At 60.5% G+C, this 16,334-nt stretch carries 19 protein-coding genes; 10 read left to right on the top strand and 9 right to left on the bottom strand.

The genetic code is table 11. The features are described 5' to 3' along the window. The first annotated feature begins 126 nt into the window (after window positions 1–126). The 8 genes from FNU79_RS15985 to FNU79_RS15950 all read left to right on the top strand — a co-directional run bounded on the left by FNU79_RS15985 (window position 127) and on the right by FNU79_RS15950 (window position 7,402). On the top strand, window positions 127–1,371 hold the full coding sequence (locus tag FNU79_RS15985) for an SPOR domain-containing protein (protein WP_185974755.1): 1,245 nt from the start codon (window positions 127–129) through the stop codon (window positions 1,369–1,371). Window positions 1,372–1,389: 18 nt separating this feature from the next. Continuing rightward, entirely contained in the window at window positions 1,390–2,184 is a 795-nt protein-coding gene (locus tag FNU79_RS15980) for a redox-sensing transcriptional repressor Rex (RefSeq protein WP_143721792.1), read from the top strand. Continuing rightward, a complete protein-coding gene (locus FNU79_RS15975) occupies window positions 2,181–2,804 on the top strand; it encodes a hypothetical protein (RefSeq protein ID WP_143721791.1) in 624 nt (207 codons plus the stop codon). The genes FNU79_RS15980 and FNU79_RS15975 overlap by 4 nt, the downstream gene beginning before the upstream one ends. 36 nt (window positions 2,805–2,840) lie before the next feature. Next, the gene (locus FNU79_RS15970) at window positions 2,841–3,170 is read left to right on the top strand and encodes a cyclic-di-AMP receptor (RefSeq protein WP_124871731.1); all 330 of its coding nucleotides are present in this window, start codon (window positions 2,841–2,843) and stop codon (window positions 3,168–3,170) included. Between the two features lie 63 nt (window positions 3,171–3,233). Beyond that, on the top strand, window positions 3,234–4,232 hold the full coding sequence (locus FNU79_RS15965) for a DsbA family protein (RefSeq protein WP_143721790.1): 999 nt from the start codon (window positions 3,234–3,236) through the stop codon (window positions 4,230–4,232). Window positions 4,233–4,314: 82 nt separating this feature from the next. Next, window positions 4,315–5,889, top strand: coding sequence for an Rqc2 family fibronectin-binding protein (locus tag FNU79_RS15960; protein ID WP_143721789.1), 1,575 nt, complete (start codon window positions 4,315–4,317; stop codon window positions 5,887–5,889). 54 nt (window positions 5,890–5,943) lie between these two features. Then, entirely contained in the window at window positions 5,944–6,540 is a 597-nt protein-coding gene (locus tag FNU79_RS15955; protein ID WP_143721816.1) for a GNAT family N-acetyltransferase, read from the top strand. Beyond that, the gene (locus FNU79_RS15950) at window positions 6,491–7,402 is read left to right on the top strand and encodes an NAD(P)-dependent oxidoreductase (RefSeq protein WP_225430126.1); all 912 of its coding nucleotides are present in this window, start codon (window positions 6,491–6,493) and stop codon (window positions 7,400–7,402) included. Before FNU79_RS15955 ends, FNU79_RS15950 begins: the two co-directional genes overlap by 50 nt. A gap of 166 nt (window positions 7,403–7,568) precedes the next feature. On the opposite strand, the gene lepB is transcribed toward FNU79_RS15950, so the two are convergent. Beyond that, window positions 7,569–8,333, bottom strand: coding sequence for a signal peptidase I (gene lepB / locus FNU79_RS15945; protein WP_143721788.1), 765 nt, complete (start codon window positions 8,331–8,333; stop codon window positions 7,569–7,571). Between the two features lie 279 nt (window positions 8,334–8,612). On the opposite strand from lepB, the gene FNU79_RS15940 reads away from it, so the two are divergent. Beyond that, entirely contained in the window at window positions 8,613–9,344 is a 732-nt protein-coding gene (locus FNU79_RS15940) for a serine/threonine-protein kinase (protein ID WP_143721787.1), read from the top strand. Window positions 9,345–9,361: 17 nt separating this feature from the next. Here the strand turns inward: FNU79_RS15940 and FNU79_RS15935 are convergent, their stop codons facing one another. After that, the gene (locus FNU79_RS15935) at window positions 9,362–9,811 is read right to left on the bottom strand and encodes a MaoC family dehydratase (protein ID WP_143721786.1); all 450 of its coding nucleotides are present in this window, start codon (window positions 9,809–9,811) and stop codon (window positions 9,362–9,364) included. Between the two features lie 33 nt (window positions 9,812–9,844). Between FNU79_RS15935 and FNU79_RS19210 the strand changes: the two genes are divergently transcribed. After that, window positions 9,845–10,003, top strand: coding sequence for a hypothetical protein (locus tag FNU79_RS19210; RefSeq protein WP_185974754.1), 159 nt, complete (start codon window positions 9,845–9,847; stop codon window positions 10,001–10,003). Between the two features lie 7 nt (window positions 10,004–10,010). Here the strand turns inward: FNU79_RS19210 and FNU79_RS15930 are convergent, their stop codons facing one another. The 7 genes from FNU79_RS15930 to FNU79_RS15900 all read right to left on the bottom strand — a co-directional run bounded on the left by FNU79_RS15930 (window position 10,011) and on the right by FNU79_RS15900 (window position 16,237). After that, a complete protein-coding gene (locus FNU79_RS15930; RefSeq protein ID WP_225430125.1) occupies window positions 10,011–10,358 on the bottom strand; it encodes a PaaI family thioesterase in 348 nt (115 codons plus the stop codon). A 111-nt stretch (window positions 10,359–10,469) separates the two neighbouring features. After that, complete coding sequence (locus FNU79_RS15925) at window positions 10,470–11,246, bottom strand: SDR family oxidoreductase (protein ID WP_143721785.1); 777 nt, start codon at window positions 11,244–11,246, stop codon at window positions 10,470–10,472. A gap of 21 nt (window positions 11,247–11,267) precedes the next feature. Beyond that, on the bottom strand, window positions 11,268–11,699 hold the full coding sequence (locus FNU79_RS15920) for a DUF6636 domain-containing protein (RefSeq protein ID WP_143721784.1): 432 nt from the start codon (window positions 11,697–11,699) through the stop codon (window positions 11,268–11,270). Further along, the gene (locus FNU79_RS15915) at window positions 11,696–12,532 is read right to left on the bottom strand and encodes an alpha/beta fold hydrolase (protein ID WP_225430124.1); all 837 of its coding nucleotides are present in this window, start codon (window positions 12,530–12,532) and stop codon (window positions 11,696–11,698) included. The genes FNU79_RS15920 and FNU79_RS15915 overlap by 4 nt, the downstream gene beginning before the upstream one ends. Window positions 12,533–12,616: 84 nt before the next feature. Further along, entirely contained in the window at window positions 12,617–14,413 is a 1,797-nt protein-coding gene (locus tag FNU79_RS15910; RefSeq protein ID WP_185974753.1) for an acyl-CoA dehydrogenase, read from the bottom strand. Window positions 14,414–14,524: 111 nt separating this feature from the next. Further along, on the bottom strand, window positions 14,525–15,469 hold the full coding sequence (locus FNU79_RS15905; RefSeq protein ID WP_143721782.1) for an alpha/beta hydrolase: 945 nt from the start codon (window positions 15,467–15,469) through the stop codon (window positions 14,525–14,527). 9 nt (window positions 15,470–15,478) lie between these two features. Further along, on the bottom strand, window positions 15,479–16,237 hold the full coding sequence (locus FNU79_RS15900) for a hypothetical protein (RefSeq protein WP_143721781.1): 759 nt from the start codon (window positions 16,235–16,237) through the stop codon (window positions 15,479–15,481). Between the last annotated feature and the right edge of the window lie 97 nt (window positions 16,238–16,334).

Genomic DNA, 16,334 nt, shown 5'->3' with positions numbered 1-16,334 from the left:
ACTGAGAAAAGGGGCGGGGAGGAGCGGTTTTCTCGCCTCTCTCCCATCCCCTTATTCCTTAAATGTCCTACTCTGTAGCTCGAGGTAGCTACCATGAGACTTGTAGGACGACGTTTACCTGATCTGTTGATCGGCATTTTAATTGTGGTCTTGGCGCTGGGCCTCGGAAGCTTGCTCCTGACTCAGCGCAACCGCGCCGCCACCACCCCCAGTGCGCTGACGCCGACTCCGGCCAGCACCGCTGACATTCCTGCTGCGCCCGGCACGGGCGTCACCAACACCCAAGCCGTCACGCCGCCGGACGCAGGCCAAGGAAGCGTGCGCCAAACTGGAACGACTTCCGCCGTGCCCAGCACTCCTGCTGCCACTGCGCCTGCTGCAAGCCCCGCCACTGATCCTTCGCAGGCGGCCCAAACGCCCGTCACTGATCCTGCCGCCTCCACTCCGGCCAGCGGCGACCAAGCGGCAACGGTGGCTCAGCCCGAATCCCCGACCACACCGCCCAGCACGGTAACTCCTGCACAACTCGGTCAAACTCAACCCAGCACCGGCCCGGTGGCGACCAGCCCACTTGCGCCGCCTGTAACGCCGCAGCCGGACACCAGTCAGCCGCCCGTAACCACCACGCCAGCGCCGACGGCCCAACCGGCAACAGGTCAGCCGACCACTCCTCCGTCTCCTACCGCGCCGCCCACTGCGGCAGCAACTACACCGCCCCGCAGCGGCGGAGCAGTAGCGACCAGTGAGAACCGCACTCCGCTGCGGCGCGATTACCGCATCAGCCTCGGCACCTTCGGCAGCGTGTCTGAAGCGCAGGCCAGCACCGCTGCGGTGAGCGCGCTGGGCTACACCGTTTATCCGATTGATTTGGGGTCGCAAGTGGTGGCGCAAGTGGGCCCCTTTGCCAATGCCAGCGACGCCAACGCAGCGCTCAGCGACATCTCGCGGGCTTACGGCGGCGCACTGCTGTACGCGCCGCGCTCGTCGGTCAGCAGCGGTTTGGAGCAGCCAGCAGCCAGTGGCAGCTCTGGCAGCGCCCGTAATGATGCTGCTGGTGCCGCCGCTCCGAGTCCTTCGGCGGCTCCGGCGGCCAGTTCACCGGCACCTGCGCCCGCTCAGGCCGTTCCCAGCCAGCCCGCGCAAGCGGCTGCGCCCAGTGGCCCGGTGTATTTGCAAGTCGGCGCGTTTGACCGCCAAGAAAGTGCCGCCCGCCTGGTGGGCTTGCTGGACGACTTGGGCTACAACCCCAGCGTGCAAGCGCCGGAAGGCAAAAAGGTCACGGTCTTGATCGGCCCCTTTTCCGGCGAGGCGGTGCTGCGTGCCGAAACCAAGCTCAACGACAACGGCTTTGATCACTTCCGAGTTCGCTGAGCGGCTGGACGCGGCAGCGTGACGGTTCAGGGCGTTCCCGGCATTCCCACCGCCGCCGTTTCGCGGTTGGTGACCTACCTGCGGATTCTTGAGGAGCTCGAACGCGCCGAAGTGCCCACCACCAGCAGCGGCGCACTGGCCGAGCGTGCTCAGGTCAGCGCCTTTCAAGTCCGTAAGGATTTGGCATATTTCGGCAGATTCGGCACACGCGGCATGGGCTACACCGTTAGCGTCCTCAAGCGCGAGCTGACCCGCGTGCTGGGCCTCAACCGCTCGTGGAGCGTGGTCATCGTGGGCATGGGTAGACTGGGGCAAGCCATCGCCCATTATCCGGGGGCCAGCGAGTACCAGTTTGGCTACGTGGGCCTGTTTGATGTCAAGGCCGAGCTGATCGGCATGCCCGTTGACGTTCCCGCTCAGCGCGAGGGCGTGAGCGGCTCAGAGTTGGCAGCTTCTGCGCAGCCGCGCCAACTGAATATCCAGCACATTCGCGACCTTGCTGCTTTTGCCCAGCAGCAAGCCGCGCAGGGCCGGGCCATTGATATGGGCTTTTTGGCGGTGCCGCCCGAACACGCTCAGGCTGCGGCGCAGTCTATGGTCGAAGCGGGCGTAAAAGGTATTCTGAATTTCGCGCCGACCCTCATTCAGCCGGCCCAAGACGGCGCGGGACATGAGCGCGGTTTGCAAGAGATCAGTGATGAGTGGCGTGATGTGATGGTGGAGAACGTGGACTTTTTGGTGGGCATGAAGCGGCTGGCGTTTTATATGCTCAACCCACAGCTTAGAGATCAAGACCCGGAGGAAAAGGCATGAAGCAAGCAGGAAAGAAGTTCGGATTTCAAAAGGTGTGGTTGTTGTGGGCGCTGGTGTTGCCTTTGGCGGGGTGTAATGGCGGCATTAGTGGCGTTACGCCAACAGGATATCAAGACGCTTACCGGGTGAGTCTGACTAACTTGGGCTATGAAGTGGACACTTCAGGGAAAATTACGATTCCCGCCGTCAACGCCAATCTGACTTCTACTGCTGGCGCACCGGATGTTCGTGAGCTTGATTACACTGCTATTTTGCTCAACGGTGACGGTGATCCAGCAACTGCTGACAACTCGCCCATCGTTCCAGCCAAGGGCACGCTGATGGTGGGAGCCAAGGGAGGTTACCGTTGTGTTGGAACTACTCCCACTCCAGAAGCTGCTTGTACGCTGACAAGCAGTGACGCGGTGTGGAGCAACAACGGCAGTTGGGCAGCCAACACCGCAGCCAATAAAGCCATCACCCCCGGCGAATGGGCCATTGGCCATATTAGTGCGGCTAAAGCGGGCAATACTGCGCAGTGGTACGCCGAGTTCACCTATACCGCTTATATGACCACCGGCTCATCCGTGAGTTGGAAACAGCGCTACCAATTCACGAATCCTGCCAAGGCCGGTTCATGACTTCCCCCTCACACCCCATCTGCTAAACTGACACCCATGAAACTGGTACTCGCCATCGTCCAAGACGCCGATACGCCCGGACTGATGCGCAGCCTTTCCGAGCAGGGCTACGAAGTCACCAAGCTCGCGTCAACCGGCGGCTTTTTGCGCGAGGGCAACACCACTTTGATGATCGGCGTCCAAGATGAGCGGTTGCCGCACCTCAAAACTTTGGTGGCCCAAAACTGCCGCAGCCGCAGCCGCTTGGTCACGCCCAGCGTTCCGATGGGGGAGCAGGGTGAAGGGCTGGTGGCCGATCCGGTGGAAGTGCCGGTGGGCGGCGCGGTGATGTTCGTGGTCAATGTAGACGAATTTGTGCGGGTTTAACCGGCGTCTTCAAAGCCTCACCTTGTCATAGCCCTGAAGGATCATCCCGCTTAGAATGGCGGGATGATTCGTTTTGCTCGCTTTATTTCGTTGTCACTCGCGCTTCTCGGCGGCGCGGCCTTAGCCCAAGTCGGCAACCTCAGCACCTCGCTGGACGGCAACCCGCTGCTCTCGGCTTACGTCAAAAGCGGCAACACTCTCATTGCCCCCGACGGCACCCAGATCACGCTGGTGAGTCGGGGTTCGTATTTGGCGGGCGCAACCGTGACGCTGCCGACGCCGGACGCGGCCAAAGCGGGCCAACTGCTCGGCGTGCTGAGCGGCTACGGTGACGGGCTGGCGACGCCTTATGCCGGATACCTCGGTAACCCACAGGTCAAGCCGCAAATGAGTACTCCAGCGGGCATGACCATCAGCGCCGAGCAGTACCAAGTGACCACCAAGCAAATGGGGCAGCGCCTGCAATTTAGTCTCAAGTTGGCGGAGGTGCCCAGCAAGGTGTTTATCAGCACGGCCAATACGCTCGGGCCCAGCAAATCGGCAGTGGTGCTGCGACTTTTCAGTGATTTCCAGTGTCCCTTTTGTCAGCAATTTGAGCAGCAAGCTTGGCCTGCTCTGCAAGCAGATTTGCAAAAAACCTACGGCAACACCCTGCGCTTTGAATTTCACCAATTTCCCCTGGAGCAAATTCACCCGAATGCCCGCGCCGCCGCCGAAGCCAGCGAGTGTGCCGCCGCGCAGGGGCAATTCTGGGCCTACAAAGACGCGCTGTTTGATACCCCCAACTGGACGGCCTGGACGAAAGCCGCCAATCCCAATCCCAATTTCATAGCGCTGGCCACTCGGCTTGCCAGCGGCAAAGCCAATACCTTCAGCGGGGACACCTTCAAAACCTGCCTCGCCAACCGGGGCGGTAAAGCCAACGTAGACGCCGGACTGCAAGAAGCCTTAGCGGCGGGTGTCAATGCCACGCCGACCTTGTTCGTCAACGGCTACAAAGTAAGCAACCCGTCGGACATCGCGGCGGTCAAGCGGCTGATTCAGTTCGTGCTGGGCAAATAGGAGAGGAGAGGCCTATTGTGAGTGGGCAAAGGGGTACCTCATTTCCCATTTGTTCCCTGCAAAACCGGCACAATAAAAGCTTATGGAAGGTTTAGCTCTATCGCGCACTCTCGCTGAGCTTCGGGAACATTTACCGGCCCGCACGCTGGGCTGGGTTTTTCCCGATGAAACGTCGGCAGCGCTGCTCTTTGAAGGTCAAAAGGGCGTCAGCAATCTGGTGCTGTCGTACCGCCCGCCGCAGCCGGTGATTTACCTGAGCCGTGAGCGGCTGCGCGGCGATGCCCACAACGCCTTTCAGCGTTTTTTGGCGGCCAAAGTGCGCGGCGAACTCTTCAGCGCCGAGCAACTCAAGCTTGACCGGGTGGCCCAGTTTGCCTTCGCGGGTGAGGGTGGATTTGTAGACGTGCCGGCCGTGCGGCTGCTGTTCGAGTTGACCGGACGCAACACCAACCTGCTGGTCTTGGAACCCTTGCAAGAAGATGCAGACGCTTGGCAAGGCCGGATTCTCAGCGCCGGGCGTGAGATCACCAACAGCCGCAACCGCTTCCGCACCGTCAGAAGCGGGGGCGTGTATGTGCCGCCGCCGCCTTACGACAAGTTCGATCCGCGCACGATGACGGCGCAGGAGGCTGAAAGTTTAGCTGACCTGCCGGTTTCCCGTTGGCGTGAGCAGATCGACGGTTTAGGGCCGAGTCTCAGCGCCGAATTGGTGCGCCGCGTCGGCTTCGTGGGCGCAGCGGGTGAGCGGTGGCCGCAAGTCTTAGAAGCCCTCAAAAGCTTGGTCGTTGACCCGACCCTCAGCGCTTCGGAGGCCAGCCTCAACGACGCCTCGCGTGAAGCGGCCCGCGCCGAGAAAGCCGCCCAACTTCGCAAAGCGCTGCGCGAACCGCTGGCCAAGCGCCTGACCTTGCTGACCCACCAACTCGGCGACGTGGAGCGGGCCACCCTCGGCTTGGACGAGGCCGCCCAAAACCGCCGCGAAGCCGATTTGCTGATGGCGTACGCGCACACCGTCGAGGCGGGCGTGTCGTCGGCGCTGCTGCCCGACTTTTCTGGGGAAGGCGAAGTGCCGATTGCGCTAGAACCATCCCTAAGTGCTATTCAAAACGCTGAGAAGCGCTACAACCGCGCCCGCCGCCGCGAGGACGTGTTCGAGCGGCTAGCCGAGCGCGAACCCACCTTGCGCGAGGATTACGCCGAGGTCGAGCGCCGCCTCAGCGACCTGGACTCCTCCAGTTTGGAGCAGCTCGCCGCCCTCGAAACCCAACTCACCGCCGAGCAGCCGCTGCGCAGCGCTTACGGAGCGCGGTACACCTCGCCCGGCGGCTTTGAGGTGTTGGTGGGCCGCAACAACAAAGAAAACGCGGTGCTGACCCACCGTTTGGGGCGCAGCACCGATTACTGGTTTCACGTGCAGGGCTATCCGGGGTCGCATGTCTTGGTCAGAACTGGCGGGCGCGACCTCGATTTGCCGGATATCTTGTACGCCGCTCAGCTCGCCGCCCAGCACAGCAAAGCGCGGCTCAGCGGCAATGTGCCGGTGGATTATACCCGTATCAAGCACGTCTGGCGGCCCAAGGGCGCTCCTTCGGGGCAGGTTCACTACACCCAACAAAAAACGGTGTATGTCGATCCGCCGGATGCCCGCAGTGCTTAGCCCGCTCTCACCATGTTTGCCGCTCAGCCGGTGTTTACCGATAAGATGGAGCCGATGAGTGGGCAGCAGCGGGCTGAGCTGAATTGGGGGAGGGTGACGCTCAAACCCCTGCTTGAAATGAACAATGCCGAGTGGCGCACTTTGTACAGTTATTTTCGTGACCGCGAATTGGCCGACTGGAACGGCGCTCAACCGATCCGGCTGCCAGAGTGGCTGTTCCGCAAAGTGATGCAAGACGAGGAGCGCAGCGGCGAACGCCACGGCTTTGGCATCATGAACGAAGATCAGCGCCTGATTGGCAGCATCGAACTCTACGACCTGCGCCCCTCACCGCCCTCGCGCCCCACCACCGCCACCCTCGGCGTAATGATCGGCGAGCGAACACTCTGGGGGGAGGGCTACGGACGCGAAGCGGTGCAGGCCACTTTGGACTGGGCCTTTGGAACGCGCCAACCGACCTTGAGGCGCATTCGGCTGACCACTTTTTTGCACAACCGCCGCGCTCAGCGGGCGTTTGCAGCCAGCGGTTTCCGCGAAATGGGCCGCACCGAACACGCCAAGCGCACCGACGTTCATATGGAAATTACTTTGGAGGAATGGAATGATGCCCAAGCCGCCCACAACGACGCCCACTCGCGTCCTGATGCCTGATCTGCTGGAGTTTCGCGCCATAACTGCCGAGGGTACTGAGTCTGCTTATTACCGCGCCGACTTTTTGCCTGAAGGTGAATTTGAAGGCTTGGTGGCGTGGGGCATGCCCAAAAAGCTGCGCTTACAAGTTCTTTCGCGTCCCGGCCTCAAGTGGGTGCTGACCCTGACTGCCGGAATCGACGGCTGGCCCGAGATGTTGCCGCCCGGTGTGACCCTTTACAATGCCCACGAACTGCACGACGAGGCGGTGGCCCAGCACGCGGCGGCCACTCTGTTGGCGGCAGGGCGCGGCCTGATCCGCTTTGCACAGGCAGGGAGCTGGGAGCGCCCCGGACAACTGTGGACGCTGAAAGGGCGCAACGTGGTGGTGTGGGGCTACGGCCACATCGGGCGCATTCTCAGTGACTTGCTGGCTCCTTTCGGCGCACAGATCACCGGCCTGCGTTCCAGCAGCACGCTGCAGGAGATTCAAGCGGCGCTCAGCACGGCAGACGATGTGGTGTTGCTGCTGCCGCTGACCGAAGCCACCAAGCAGATCGTGAATGCTGGGGTGCTGGCCAGCCTTAAGTCTGGCGCGTGGCTCTACAATTTGGGACGCGGCGAACTGGTGGACACGGCGGCGCTCGTTTGGGCTCTAGACAGCGGCCACTTGGGCGGCGCAGTGCTGGACGTGACCGACCCTGAGCCGCTGCCGCAGGGGCATCCGCTGTGGGGGCGCGGCAACGTGCTGATCACGCCCCACATTGCCAGCACCACTCAGGATATGCAGCAGCGGGCCGCCGACTATGCCGAGGGAGTGCTGGGCCAACTCGCACGCGGCGAGGTGCCGAAGAATAAGGTGGAGTTGGGCAAGGGGTACTGAGAAGTCAAAACGCAGATTCTGAAGCGTGGATACCAAAGCGCATGAGTGAGTGACCGAAATTTTTATGGATTGTAGGGAATCTATATAAACTGAGATTAGGACGGTGGATTTTACCGTCCCGATCTCAGTTTATGCTTTACTCCGTAATCTCTGCAGCCCGTACGTTTTACTTCCCGAAATCCTGATTAAAAGTCTCTGGCCGCGTCAATATACGCCAGTTCAAGTTGCTTTTGCCGCTGGTCGTAACGTAATCGGCGGGATTGGCGCTTTGAATGGCGCAGTTGTACTTGGCGTTCTCCTGTCGCATGATCGGCCAGATCACGGCAGCGGCGCGGCCCGCGATATCCCGCAGCGGAATCGGCCCGAACAGGCGCGAGTCTTCCGAGCCGTTCTCGGTGCGGTTATCGCCCATCACGAAATACTCTCCGGCAGGAATAGTGATTTCAGCTTGATCGGTCAAGATGCCTTTGAGGCTCGACTGAATTTGATTGGCGATCGGACTGCCGGTATCCCAGCAGCCCTGCGACTTCCAGTAATCGGCGGTGTAATTGTCACTCAGCGCTTTGCCATTGACAAACACCACGCCTTTTGAAATGCGCAACTTGTCACCTGGGAGGCCGGTCAGCCGTTTGATCAAAAAGGGGCGGTAGGTCCATAAATTAAAAAAAGTGCGTGTTTCGGCGGCGGCGGGCGGCTTAAAAATCAAAATGTCACCGCGTTTGAAATCCCCGATGCCGACTTTGTGCAGCCACGTTTCGTACTTGGGCACGAGCACGCGTTCATGGTGGCGCAAGTTGGGCATCATGCTCACGCCGTCTACGCCGACCAAGGTGGCAATGAACTGAGTGATGACGACTGCAAAGACAATCGGCTCAAGTAATTCTTTCCAGAGGCGCTGGAAGGCGTTCGGCGGTTTTTTGAGTTTAGTCATCTGACTCCTGATCTTTGGCAAGGGCCGCCCCGCTTTCGCCCGCTGAGTTCCATCTGGGTCAGCGGAAGCGGGGCAGCCAAAAGCAATCTTGCAAAGAATAGCCCATCTAGCATGAAAGAATGCGGAACTTGGTGGGGGGCAGGCCGCGCCGCAGTCGATCGGGGCAGGGGTGAATGCCGCTTCAAAAACCCAAATGGCAAGAGGGGCGCAAAAGACAGGTTCATGAAAGTTAGGGTGACTTGAGGGATTCGTGTCAGACGTGAAGCGCTAGGCTGAGGTATGTCGCTCGCTGGCACCCGTTTGGCTGACCATTACACCTTGATTCGTCCGCTGGGACAGGGTGCGTCCAGTTTGGTGTATGTGGCGCTGGGCGACGACGGAGAAGCTTATACGGTCAAGCTGTTTGCGCCGCCGCTGGCCGATCACGCCGCGCGAGAAGCCAGGATGCGGGTGCGCGGGCCGCATTTGGCAGAAGTAATGATGCTCAGCGAAGTGGCGGGTCAGCCGGCAGTGGTGCTGCGCTTTACCAAAGGCACCGAGCTGTTTGGCCGCTACCGTTTTCGCCCCGCCCTTGAGCGCGAGCGCCCAGCTTTCGTGCGGACGCTCAGCGACGTGCTGGAGGGTCTGGCGGCCATGCACGCGGGCGGCTGGCTGCACCGGGACGTCAAGGCCGATAACATCTTGGTGCAAAAGAGTGGCGCGGCCACTTTACTGGACTACGATTTGTCGGGGCCGATCGGCGAAACCTTTGCCGTGCCGCTCCGAATTGGCACCGCCGCTTTTCAGTCGCCCGAAGCGCAGCGCGGCGAGGTGTTGGGGCCGCAGAGCGATCTCTACGGCGTGGGCGTGTTGCTGTACTGGGGCCTGATGGGCGAATTGCCGGCAGACGGCCAATTAGATTTGGCAGGGGAGCCGCTGGCAAAGCTGTGCGTTAACTTGCTGGAAGCTGATCCGGCCAAAAGGCCGAGTGACGCCGAGCAAGTCCGCGCCGAACTCCTGCGGTCGATTTAAAGCTTCTCAAAAGGTTTCTACAAATACACCCGTCCCAGCGACTCCGCAATCATGGCGGGCTTGTCTTGCCCTTCGATTTCTACGGTGTTGAGCACCGTCACTTGCAGATACCCCGCGCCTTCTTCCACGCTTTGCAGCACCGCGCGGTTGCGTAAGCGGCTGCCCACCCGCACCGGAGCAATGAAGCGTACCCGGTTGAGGCCGTAATTGACCACCATTCTTGCGCCCTCCAGTTGCAGACTGCCGCCCAGATTGGCGAACTGACCCGCCAGCAGTGAGAGCGTCAGGAAGCCGTGGGCGATGGGGCCGCCGAAAGGAGTCTGAGCCGCCCGCTCGGGGTCGACGTGAATGAATTGATGATCACTGGTGGCGTCGGCAAAGGCGCTGACGCGCTCTTGGGTGATCTCTAGCCACTCGGAAAGCGCGATTTGTTGGCCGAGGTGAGACTGAAGTTCACTGGGCTGCATAACCCTCCTGCGGGGCTGAGGCTGGGGATAGGCTTGACCGCTCTACCAGTCGTGCCTGCGGGTTGTGGGTCACGTGGGGCGGTAACTCTCAATGCTTTGTGCCGCAGCATGGACTTCCTCAAGCCCGACTTATTCGGCTTGGTCGGCGGCTCAGGGTTGCTGCCGCTGCGGCGCAAGACTGGAGCGATTTGATTGGCCTTCAGCTCCTCGGCCCGATCACCGCGATGGTGGCTAGAGCGGTGGCGACATGGGTTTGCTCCTCGCCACTGAGCGAGTAAACATCCGAGCGCACCACCGCTTGCCGTTTCCCGGCCCGCAGCACTTCGCCCCGCGCCCACAGCAGTTCACCGCGTGCCGCCGTCAGAAAATTGAGCTTGTATTCCGCTGTCACCACGTCGCCCTCCAAGCTGGCGGCTGCCCAGGCGCTCACGGTGTCGGCGAGGTAACCGATGACGGCTCCGTGCGCCTGCCCGTGATGCTGGGTGAGGTCGGGGCGCAAGTCAAGCTCAATCTCGACTGTGCCCGCTGCAAACGAGCGCAGCCGCACGCCGATTTATTTAGACCAATCCATTTGGAATGGCCGCTCCCTTCTAATCCCAATTGGACGAGCCGCCGTGCGCCTTCACTCTCTAAACCGACACCGCTCATATCAACACGTTCATATCAACATGGCTCCGCCGTCCACCGCGATGTTTTGGCCGGTCATGAAGGCGGAAGCGTCGCTGGACAGCAGCAGGGCCAGTCCCTTCAAGTCCTGCTCGTTGCCGATGCGGCGCAGGGGCGTGGCGGCCAGAATGCGCTCCATGCCGTAATCCAGCGTGCCTTTGGTCATCTTGGTGGGAAAGTAGCCGGGGCAAATGGCGTTGACAGTGATGTTGTACTCCGCCCACTCGGCGGCCAGTGTGCGCGTCAGGTTGACCACGCCGCCTTTGGAGGTGTTGTAGGCCAGCGTGGGAATCATGCCCATGCCGTTGCCCTGAAGGCCTGCTACCGAAGCGATGTTGACGATCCGCCCGCCCTGGCGCGGAATCATCGAGAGCTTGCCCACCGCCTGCGTCACCAAAAACAGGCCGTTGATATTGAGATTGATGACCTTTTCCCAGGCGTCCAGCGGATGATCTTGGCTTTTCGCGCCCCAAGTGGTTCCGGCGTTGTTGACCAGAATGTCGATCTGGCCCCAAGCGTCCACGATTTGCTGCACCATCGGTTCGATGCTGGGGTAATCGCTCAGGTCGTTGCGAATGGTCATCACTTCCACGCCCAAGCCTTCCAAGTGGGTTTTGGCTTCGTCGAGTTCGTTTTGCTTGCGGGCGGTCAGCACCACTATCGCGCCGTATTCGCCCAGCGCTTCGGCAATTTGCAGGCCGAGGCCGCGTGAGCCGCCAGTGATGAGAGCAACTTTTCCAGTAAGGTCAAACAGGGGTTGTAGGGGCATAGGATTTTCCTTTGAATGTATTCAGAACAGCCGGTAATAAGCGCGGGCCAGCTCGAAGCCGTGCCCATCAGCATTGGTGCAGCGCAGGCCGCTGGGACGCGACTGGCAGATGATCCGGCCATTTGGTGTCAGGCCGGGCGTGCGCCAAGTGTTGCCGTAGGCCAGCGCGGGCCGCAAGGGATCAAATACTGTGTCGCCGTGACAGACGAAGTACGCTTTGCCGGTGACGCCTAGGCCCAGCGAATCGCCCCAAGCCAGCGGGCAGTCGGCGGGCCGGGTGGGCGGCCTGAACTGTGCGAGTTGCACTTCACAGCTCAGCGCGGGCGGAGTCTTCTCGTCGCTAAACTGACACTGAATTCGCCCGGACGGCAGCGCGAAACCGTCACTGAACGAAGCGTCCTGCCCCGAGGCGACGCTGACTCCCAGCAAGCCCAGCAGCAGCAGGAACTTCATGCGTACTGTTGCAGGAAGCTGCGCAAGTCGGCCAGAAACTCGTCTCGCCGCTCTACTTGCGGCATATGTCCGGTCTGTGGGTAGATTTTGATGTTTGTACCAGAGATGCTCTCGGCGAGGCGCTGAGCGTTGGGCAGCGGAATCAGATCGTCGGTTTCGCCGTGCAAAATCAGCGTCGGCACTTTGATTTGGCTCAGCTCGGCGGCAGTGTCGTGGCTGCGGATGGCCCGAAACTGCCGCTTGTAACTCTCGGCGCTCTGGGGGTGCTGCTCGGCATTGTGTTGGGCAACGTCAAAGGCGGCGGGGTCACGCTCCAGCAGGCCGTCAGCGGCCATCAGCGCCAAAGCCTGCCGCGCCCGCTCTCCAGCTTCGATGTCGGTGGACAAAAACAGAGCGTTACGACCGCGTTCGGTGGCGGGAGTACTGCCCGCCCCGCCCGCTGTGGTGGATACCAACACCAAGCCGCGCACCAACTCGGGGTGCCGCAGGGCCAGATGCTGCGCCACCATCCCGCCCATGCTGAGGCCCACCACGAAGACGGGGCCGGTTTGGAGAGCTTTGAGAAATTCGGCGGCGTCATCGGCCAAGTCGGTCAGGGTGTAAGCGTCCTCAACCATTTGGGAGTCGCCGGTGTCGCGGTGATCGGGGGCCAGCGCCCGGTAGTCCTGACCGATCTCGCCCACCACGCTTTGCCAGCCGAGGCGCGAGCCGCCCAGCCACGCCAAAAAGAGGACGGTGGCTTTGGGACGCTGGGGGCAAATTTCGGTGTAGGCCATGCTGCGGCCAGAAACTTGAACGGTCTTGAGTGGGCTGGTGTCTGGGACAGTATTCAATGGAGCCTCCTGAGGGCTTGCGAGATGCCGGTGAGTCGCCGCGCCGCCGTCAAAGCAGCGCTGATGAAGATGATCCAATAGGTTCTAAAACCACGCGCTTTGCATATCGTGGGTGGTGGGATCGGCGCTGGCGAGGAGGTCGGTGTGAAACTTGATTTTGGGCAATTCGTAAACGGCGAAGAATTTGGCAGCCTGCAACTTCCCCCGGTAAAAGTCCGAGTCGTCGCCTTTGGCATTTGGCAAGGCTTTGGCCGCCGCTGCTGCTTGCCGCAGCCACATCCAGCCGATGACGGTGTGGCCGAGGGCTTCCAGGGCGCTGTTGGCGTTGGCCAGAAACAGATCGGGGCCGAGTTCGGCAGCGCGTTTGAGAATCTTCCCAAACGCCGCGCCGCACTCTTGCATGGCAGTCTGGAGAGCGGCGCGAATCTCGGCTACACCGTCTAAGCCACCTGACGTCTGAAGGTCGACCTGCATCTTCGCTATCAGCACCTGTAAGCCGCGCCCGCCCGCCTGACCCAGCTTACGGCCCAGCAGATCATTGCCCTGAATGCCCTCGGTGCCCTCGTGGATGGGGTTGAGTCGGTTGTCGCGGTAATACATCTCCACCGGATAATCGCGGGTGTAGCCTGCGCCGCCCATCACCTGAATGGCGTCGCTCAAGGCTTCCTGGCTATACTTGCTGGGCCAGGATTTGACGATAGGGGTCAGCAGATCGAGCAGCAGTTCGTTGTCCGGCTTCTCGGCTTCCGGCCCGGTCTGAATCTCGTCGACCAGCGCTGAGGCATACAGGCCCAGCGCCAGCCCGCCTTCCACGAACGACTTCTGGCGCAGCAGCAGGCGCTTGACGTCGGCGTGATCGATGATCGCCACCATGCCGCTCTGCGGGTCTTTGTTGCTGGCGTGGCGGCCCTGTTTGCGTTCGCGGGCGTACTCCAGACTGGCGAGGTATCCGGCGTAGCCGAGCATCACCGCGCCCATGCCCACGCCGATGCGGGCCTCGTTCATCATCCTGAACATGTAGGCCAGGCCGCGCCCCGCTTCGCCCAGCAGTTCGCCCACTGTTTCGCCGCCCTCACCGAAATTGAGCAGCGTGTTGGTGGTGCCCCGGTAGCCCATCTTGTGATTGAGGCCCGCCAGCACGACGTTGTTCGATTCACCTGTTGAGCCGTCCTCATTCACCCGGTAGCGCGGCACGATAAACAAGCTGATGCCCTTGACGCCCGCCGGAGCGCCCTTGATACGGGCCAGTACCAGATGGACAATGTTTTCGGACAGCTCATGTTCACCGCCGGAAATCCACATTTTGCTGCCTGAGATGTTGTAGCTGCCATCTTCGCGCAGTGTGGCAGACGTGGTGATGTCGGCCAGCCCGCTTCCGGCGTGTGGCTCGGAAAGGGCCATCGTCCCGAACCAGCGGCCTTCCAGCAGCGGCATCATGTACTTGGCCTGCTGCGCCTCAGAGGCGAACTCGCGCTGCAAATTGGCGTTGCCAATGGTTAAAAAGGCGTAGCCGCTGGAGCCGACGTTGGCGGCCTGAAAGTTGGCCTGCACCGCCTGAAGCACCACCCAGGGGAGTTGCAGGCCGCCCAACTTCTCGTCGTGGTGGGCGCTGAAAAATCCGGCGTCGCGGAAGGCGTTGACTGCAGTTTGAACTGCCGGAACGAGTTGCACTTTGCCGTCCACGACATGCGGCTCGTTTAAGTCGGCTTCGCGGGCATGGTTGGCAAAATACTTGTCGGCCACGTTGTAGGCCAGCGCCAGCACGTCGTCGTAGACCTCGCGGGAATGCTCGGCGAAGCGCGGGCGGTGGGGGAGAGAGGCGGTGTCCAGCACCTCGTAGAGCTGAAACTGCAAATCGCGTTTAGAGAGAAATGGGGCCACGAAAGTAAACCTCCTGACGGGCGTGAGCGCAAAGAGCGGGTGAAGGATTTTGAGCGCCCTCACTCTAGCGCAGACTCGGCGCACCTGTCAGACAGGTTAAAAGTCTCTGCCTTAAGCTGTGCCCGCCAACTCCTGCCCCAGCCAGGCCGCCGCCCTATCCATCAGCTCCGCCGCTGCTGGTGAGATGCCGGTCATGTTGGCAAAGCCGTGAATCATGCCGGGGCCGCTCTGCTGCTCGGCGCGGTTGCCCGCCGCCCCTAGCGCTTCGGCGTAGGCCATCCCCTCGTCGCGCAGCGGGTCGAACTCGGCGGTGAGGACCAGCGCGGGCGGCAGATTCTTGAGGTTGGCGGCGTGCAGGGGCGAGACGTGCGGGTGCTCGCCGTGCACGGCCTCAGCCAGATACATTTCGCCGAAGAACTTCATGCGCTCCTCGGTCAGGAAGTAGCCCTCACCGTTTTCCTTGCGCGAGGGGTAGCGCTCGGTGTTGACGAAATCGGCTGCCGGGTAGATCAGCAGTTGCGCTTTGATGGCCGGGCCGTTCTCGTCGCGGGCACGCTGGGTCACGGCGATGCTGAGGCTCGCGCCTGCGCTGTCGCCCGATACGGCCAGTTTGGAAGCATCCACGCCCAGCTCGTCGGCGTGCTCGGCGGCCCAGACGAAAGCGGCGTAAGCGTCGTCCACGGGGGCAGGAAACTTGTGTTCGGGCGCGAGGCGGTAATCCACACTGAGCACCGCTGTATTCGCACCCTCACACAGCTCGCGGCAGACCTGATCGTGCGTCTCGATGCTGTACGCGACGAAGCCGCCGCCGTGGTAGAAGACCGTCAGCGGCCAGCCGCCTTCAGGTTTTGCGCCCAGCGGTGAGTACAGGCGGGCAGGCAGCTCGGACTCGGGGCCGGGAATCAACAAATCACGGGTTCCAGCGATCTTGGTGGGCCGCTTGGGCATGCGCTCAGCGCTGGCGATGACCGCCTGACGCATCTCGTCGAGGCCGTCTGGTTGGGGCGCGGCGGCAAATTGAAGAAGGACTTCTTTCAGGGCTGGGTCTAGGGGCATGGGTAAACCTCAATTTTGAACTGTAGTATCATTAACAGCTCGATGGGCTTCTCTGTAATCTTGCTCAAGTTGTGTAAATCTGATTGCCAGTCTGCTTAATGCCTCCACACCAAGAAAACCGTCTGCAAAAAATGCTCCTGCCACCAAAGCTATTCTAGAAGCTTGGAAGGCAACATACTTAGATGTATTCAGAGAGCTTCCAGTCAATATTGGGATTGGAGTTAAGCACAAATTCTCCTCATTTATGAAGGAATGTGCTTCCCTTAAGATAACTGAGTTTCCGTGCTTCATAGCCGAAAGATTCTTGTAAGTCTCTCTTTCAATTTCTAAGCGTTCGTCTTTATCGTTGGGATATGTGCTCGTTATTATGCTCTGCATTCTATTGAAATAATTCTCTGACGTAGACCTTAAATCTTGATGACTAGACCATTTATCCAATCTCGAATTGTCTTGGTCGTCGATTAACCAGCCTATTTCATAAGCCAACTCAAGCATTGATGCGACGATCGATCCAGCGCTGTAAGGATAGCCAGCCATAATCAGTAAGTGTGATGACCTATAGTCTTGCATTAGACGCATAAAAATCTGTCTGCATATCACACTTTTCGCATCGGCTTCATCGAGTGACATATCTGGCATTTCACGAAGCAAATCTGATAAAAAGCCATATATGTCTCGGTATGAATTATAAAAAAGCTTGTCACCGGCATCAATTATACTTTTAGAATGCTCCCGCTCCATTTCTGGGAGAGTCTTTTTAGCATCCACCGTATCTGATTAGCGGCTTCCGGCGCTCCCGTCCAAGGACGAGGGTGCTGCTGTTAAGCTGTGGCGCATGGCTGGGACGCTGAGAGAACAGGATCTG

The sequence above is a fragment of the Deinococcus detaillensis genome, from assembly GCF_007280555.1.
Lineage (GTDB): Bacteria > Deinococcota > Deinococci > Deinococcales > Deinococcaceae > Deinococcus > Deinococcus detaillensis.
The sequence above is the reverse complement of the archived record's forward strand: the minus strand, read 5'-3'. Positions and strand labels throughout refer to the sequence as shown.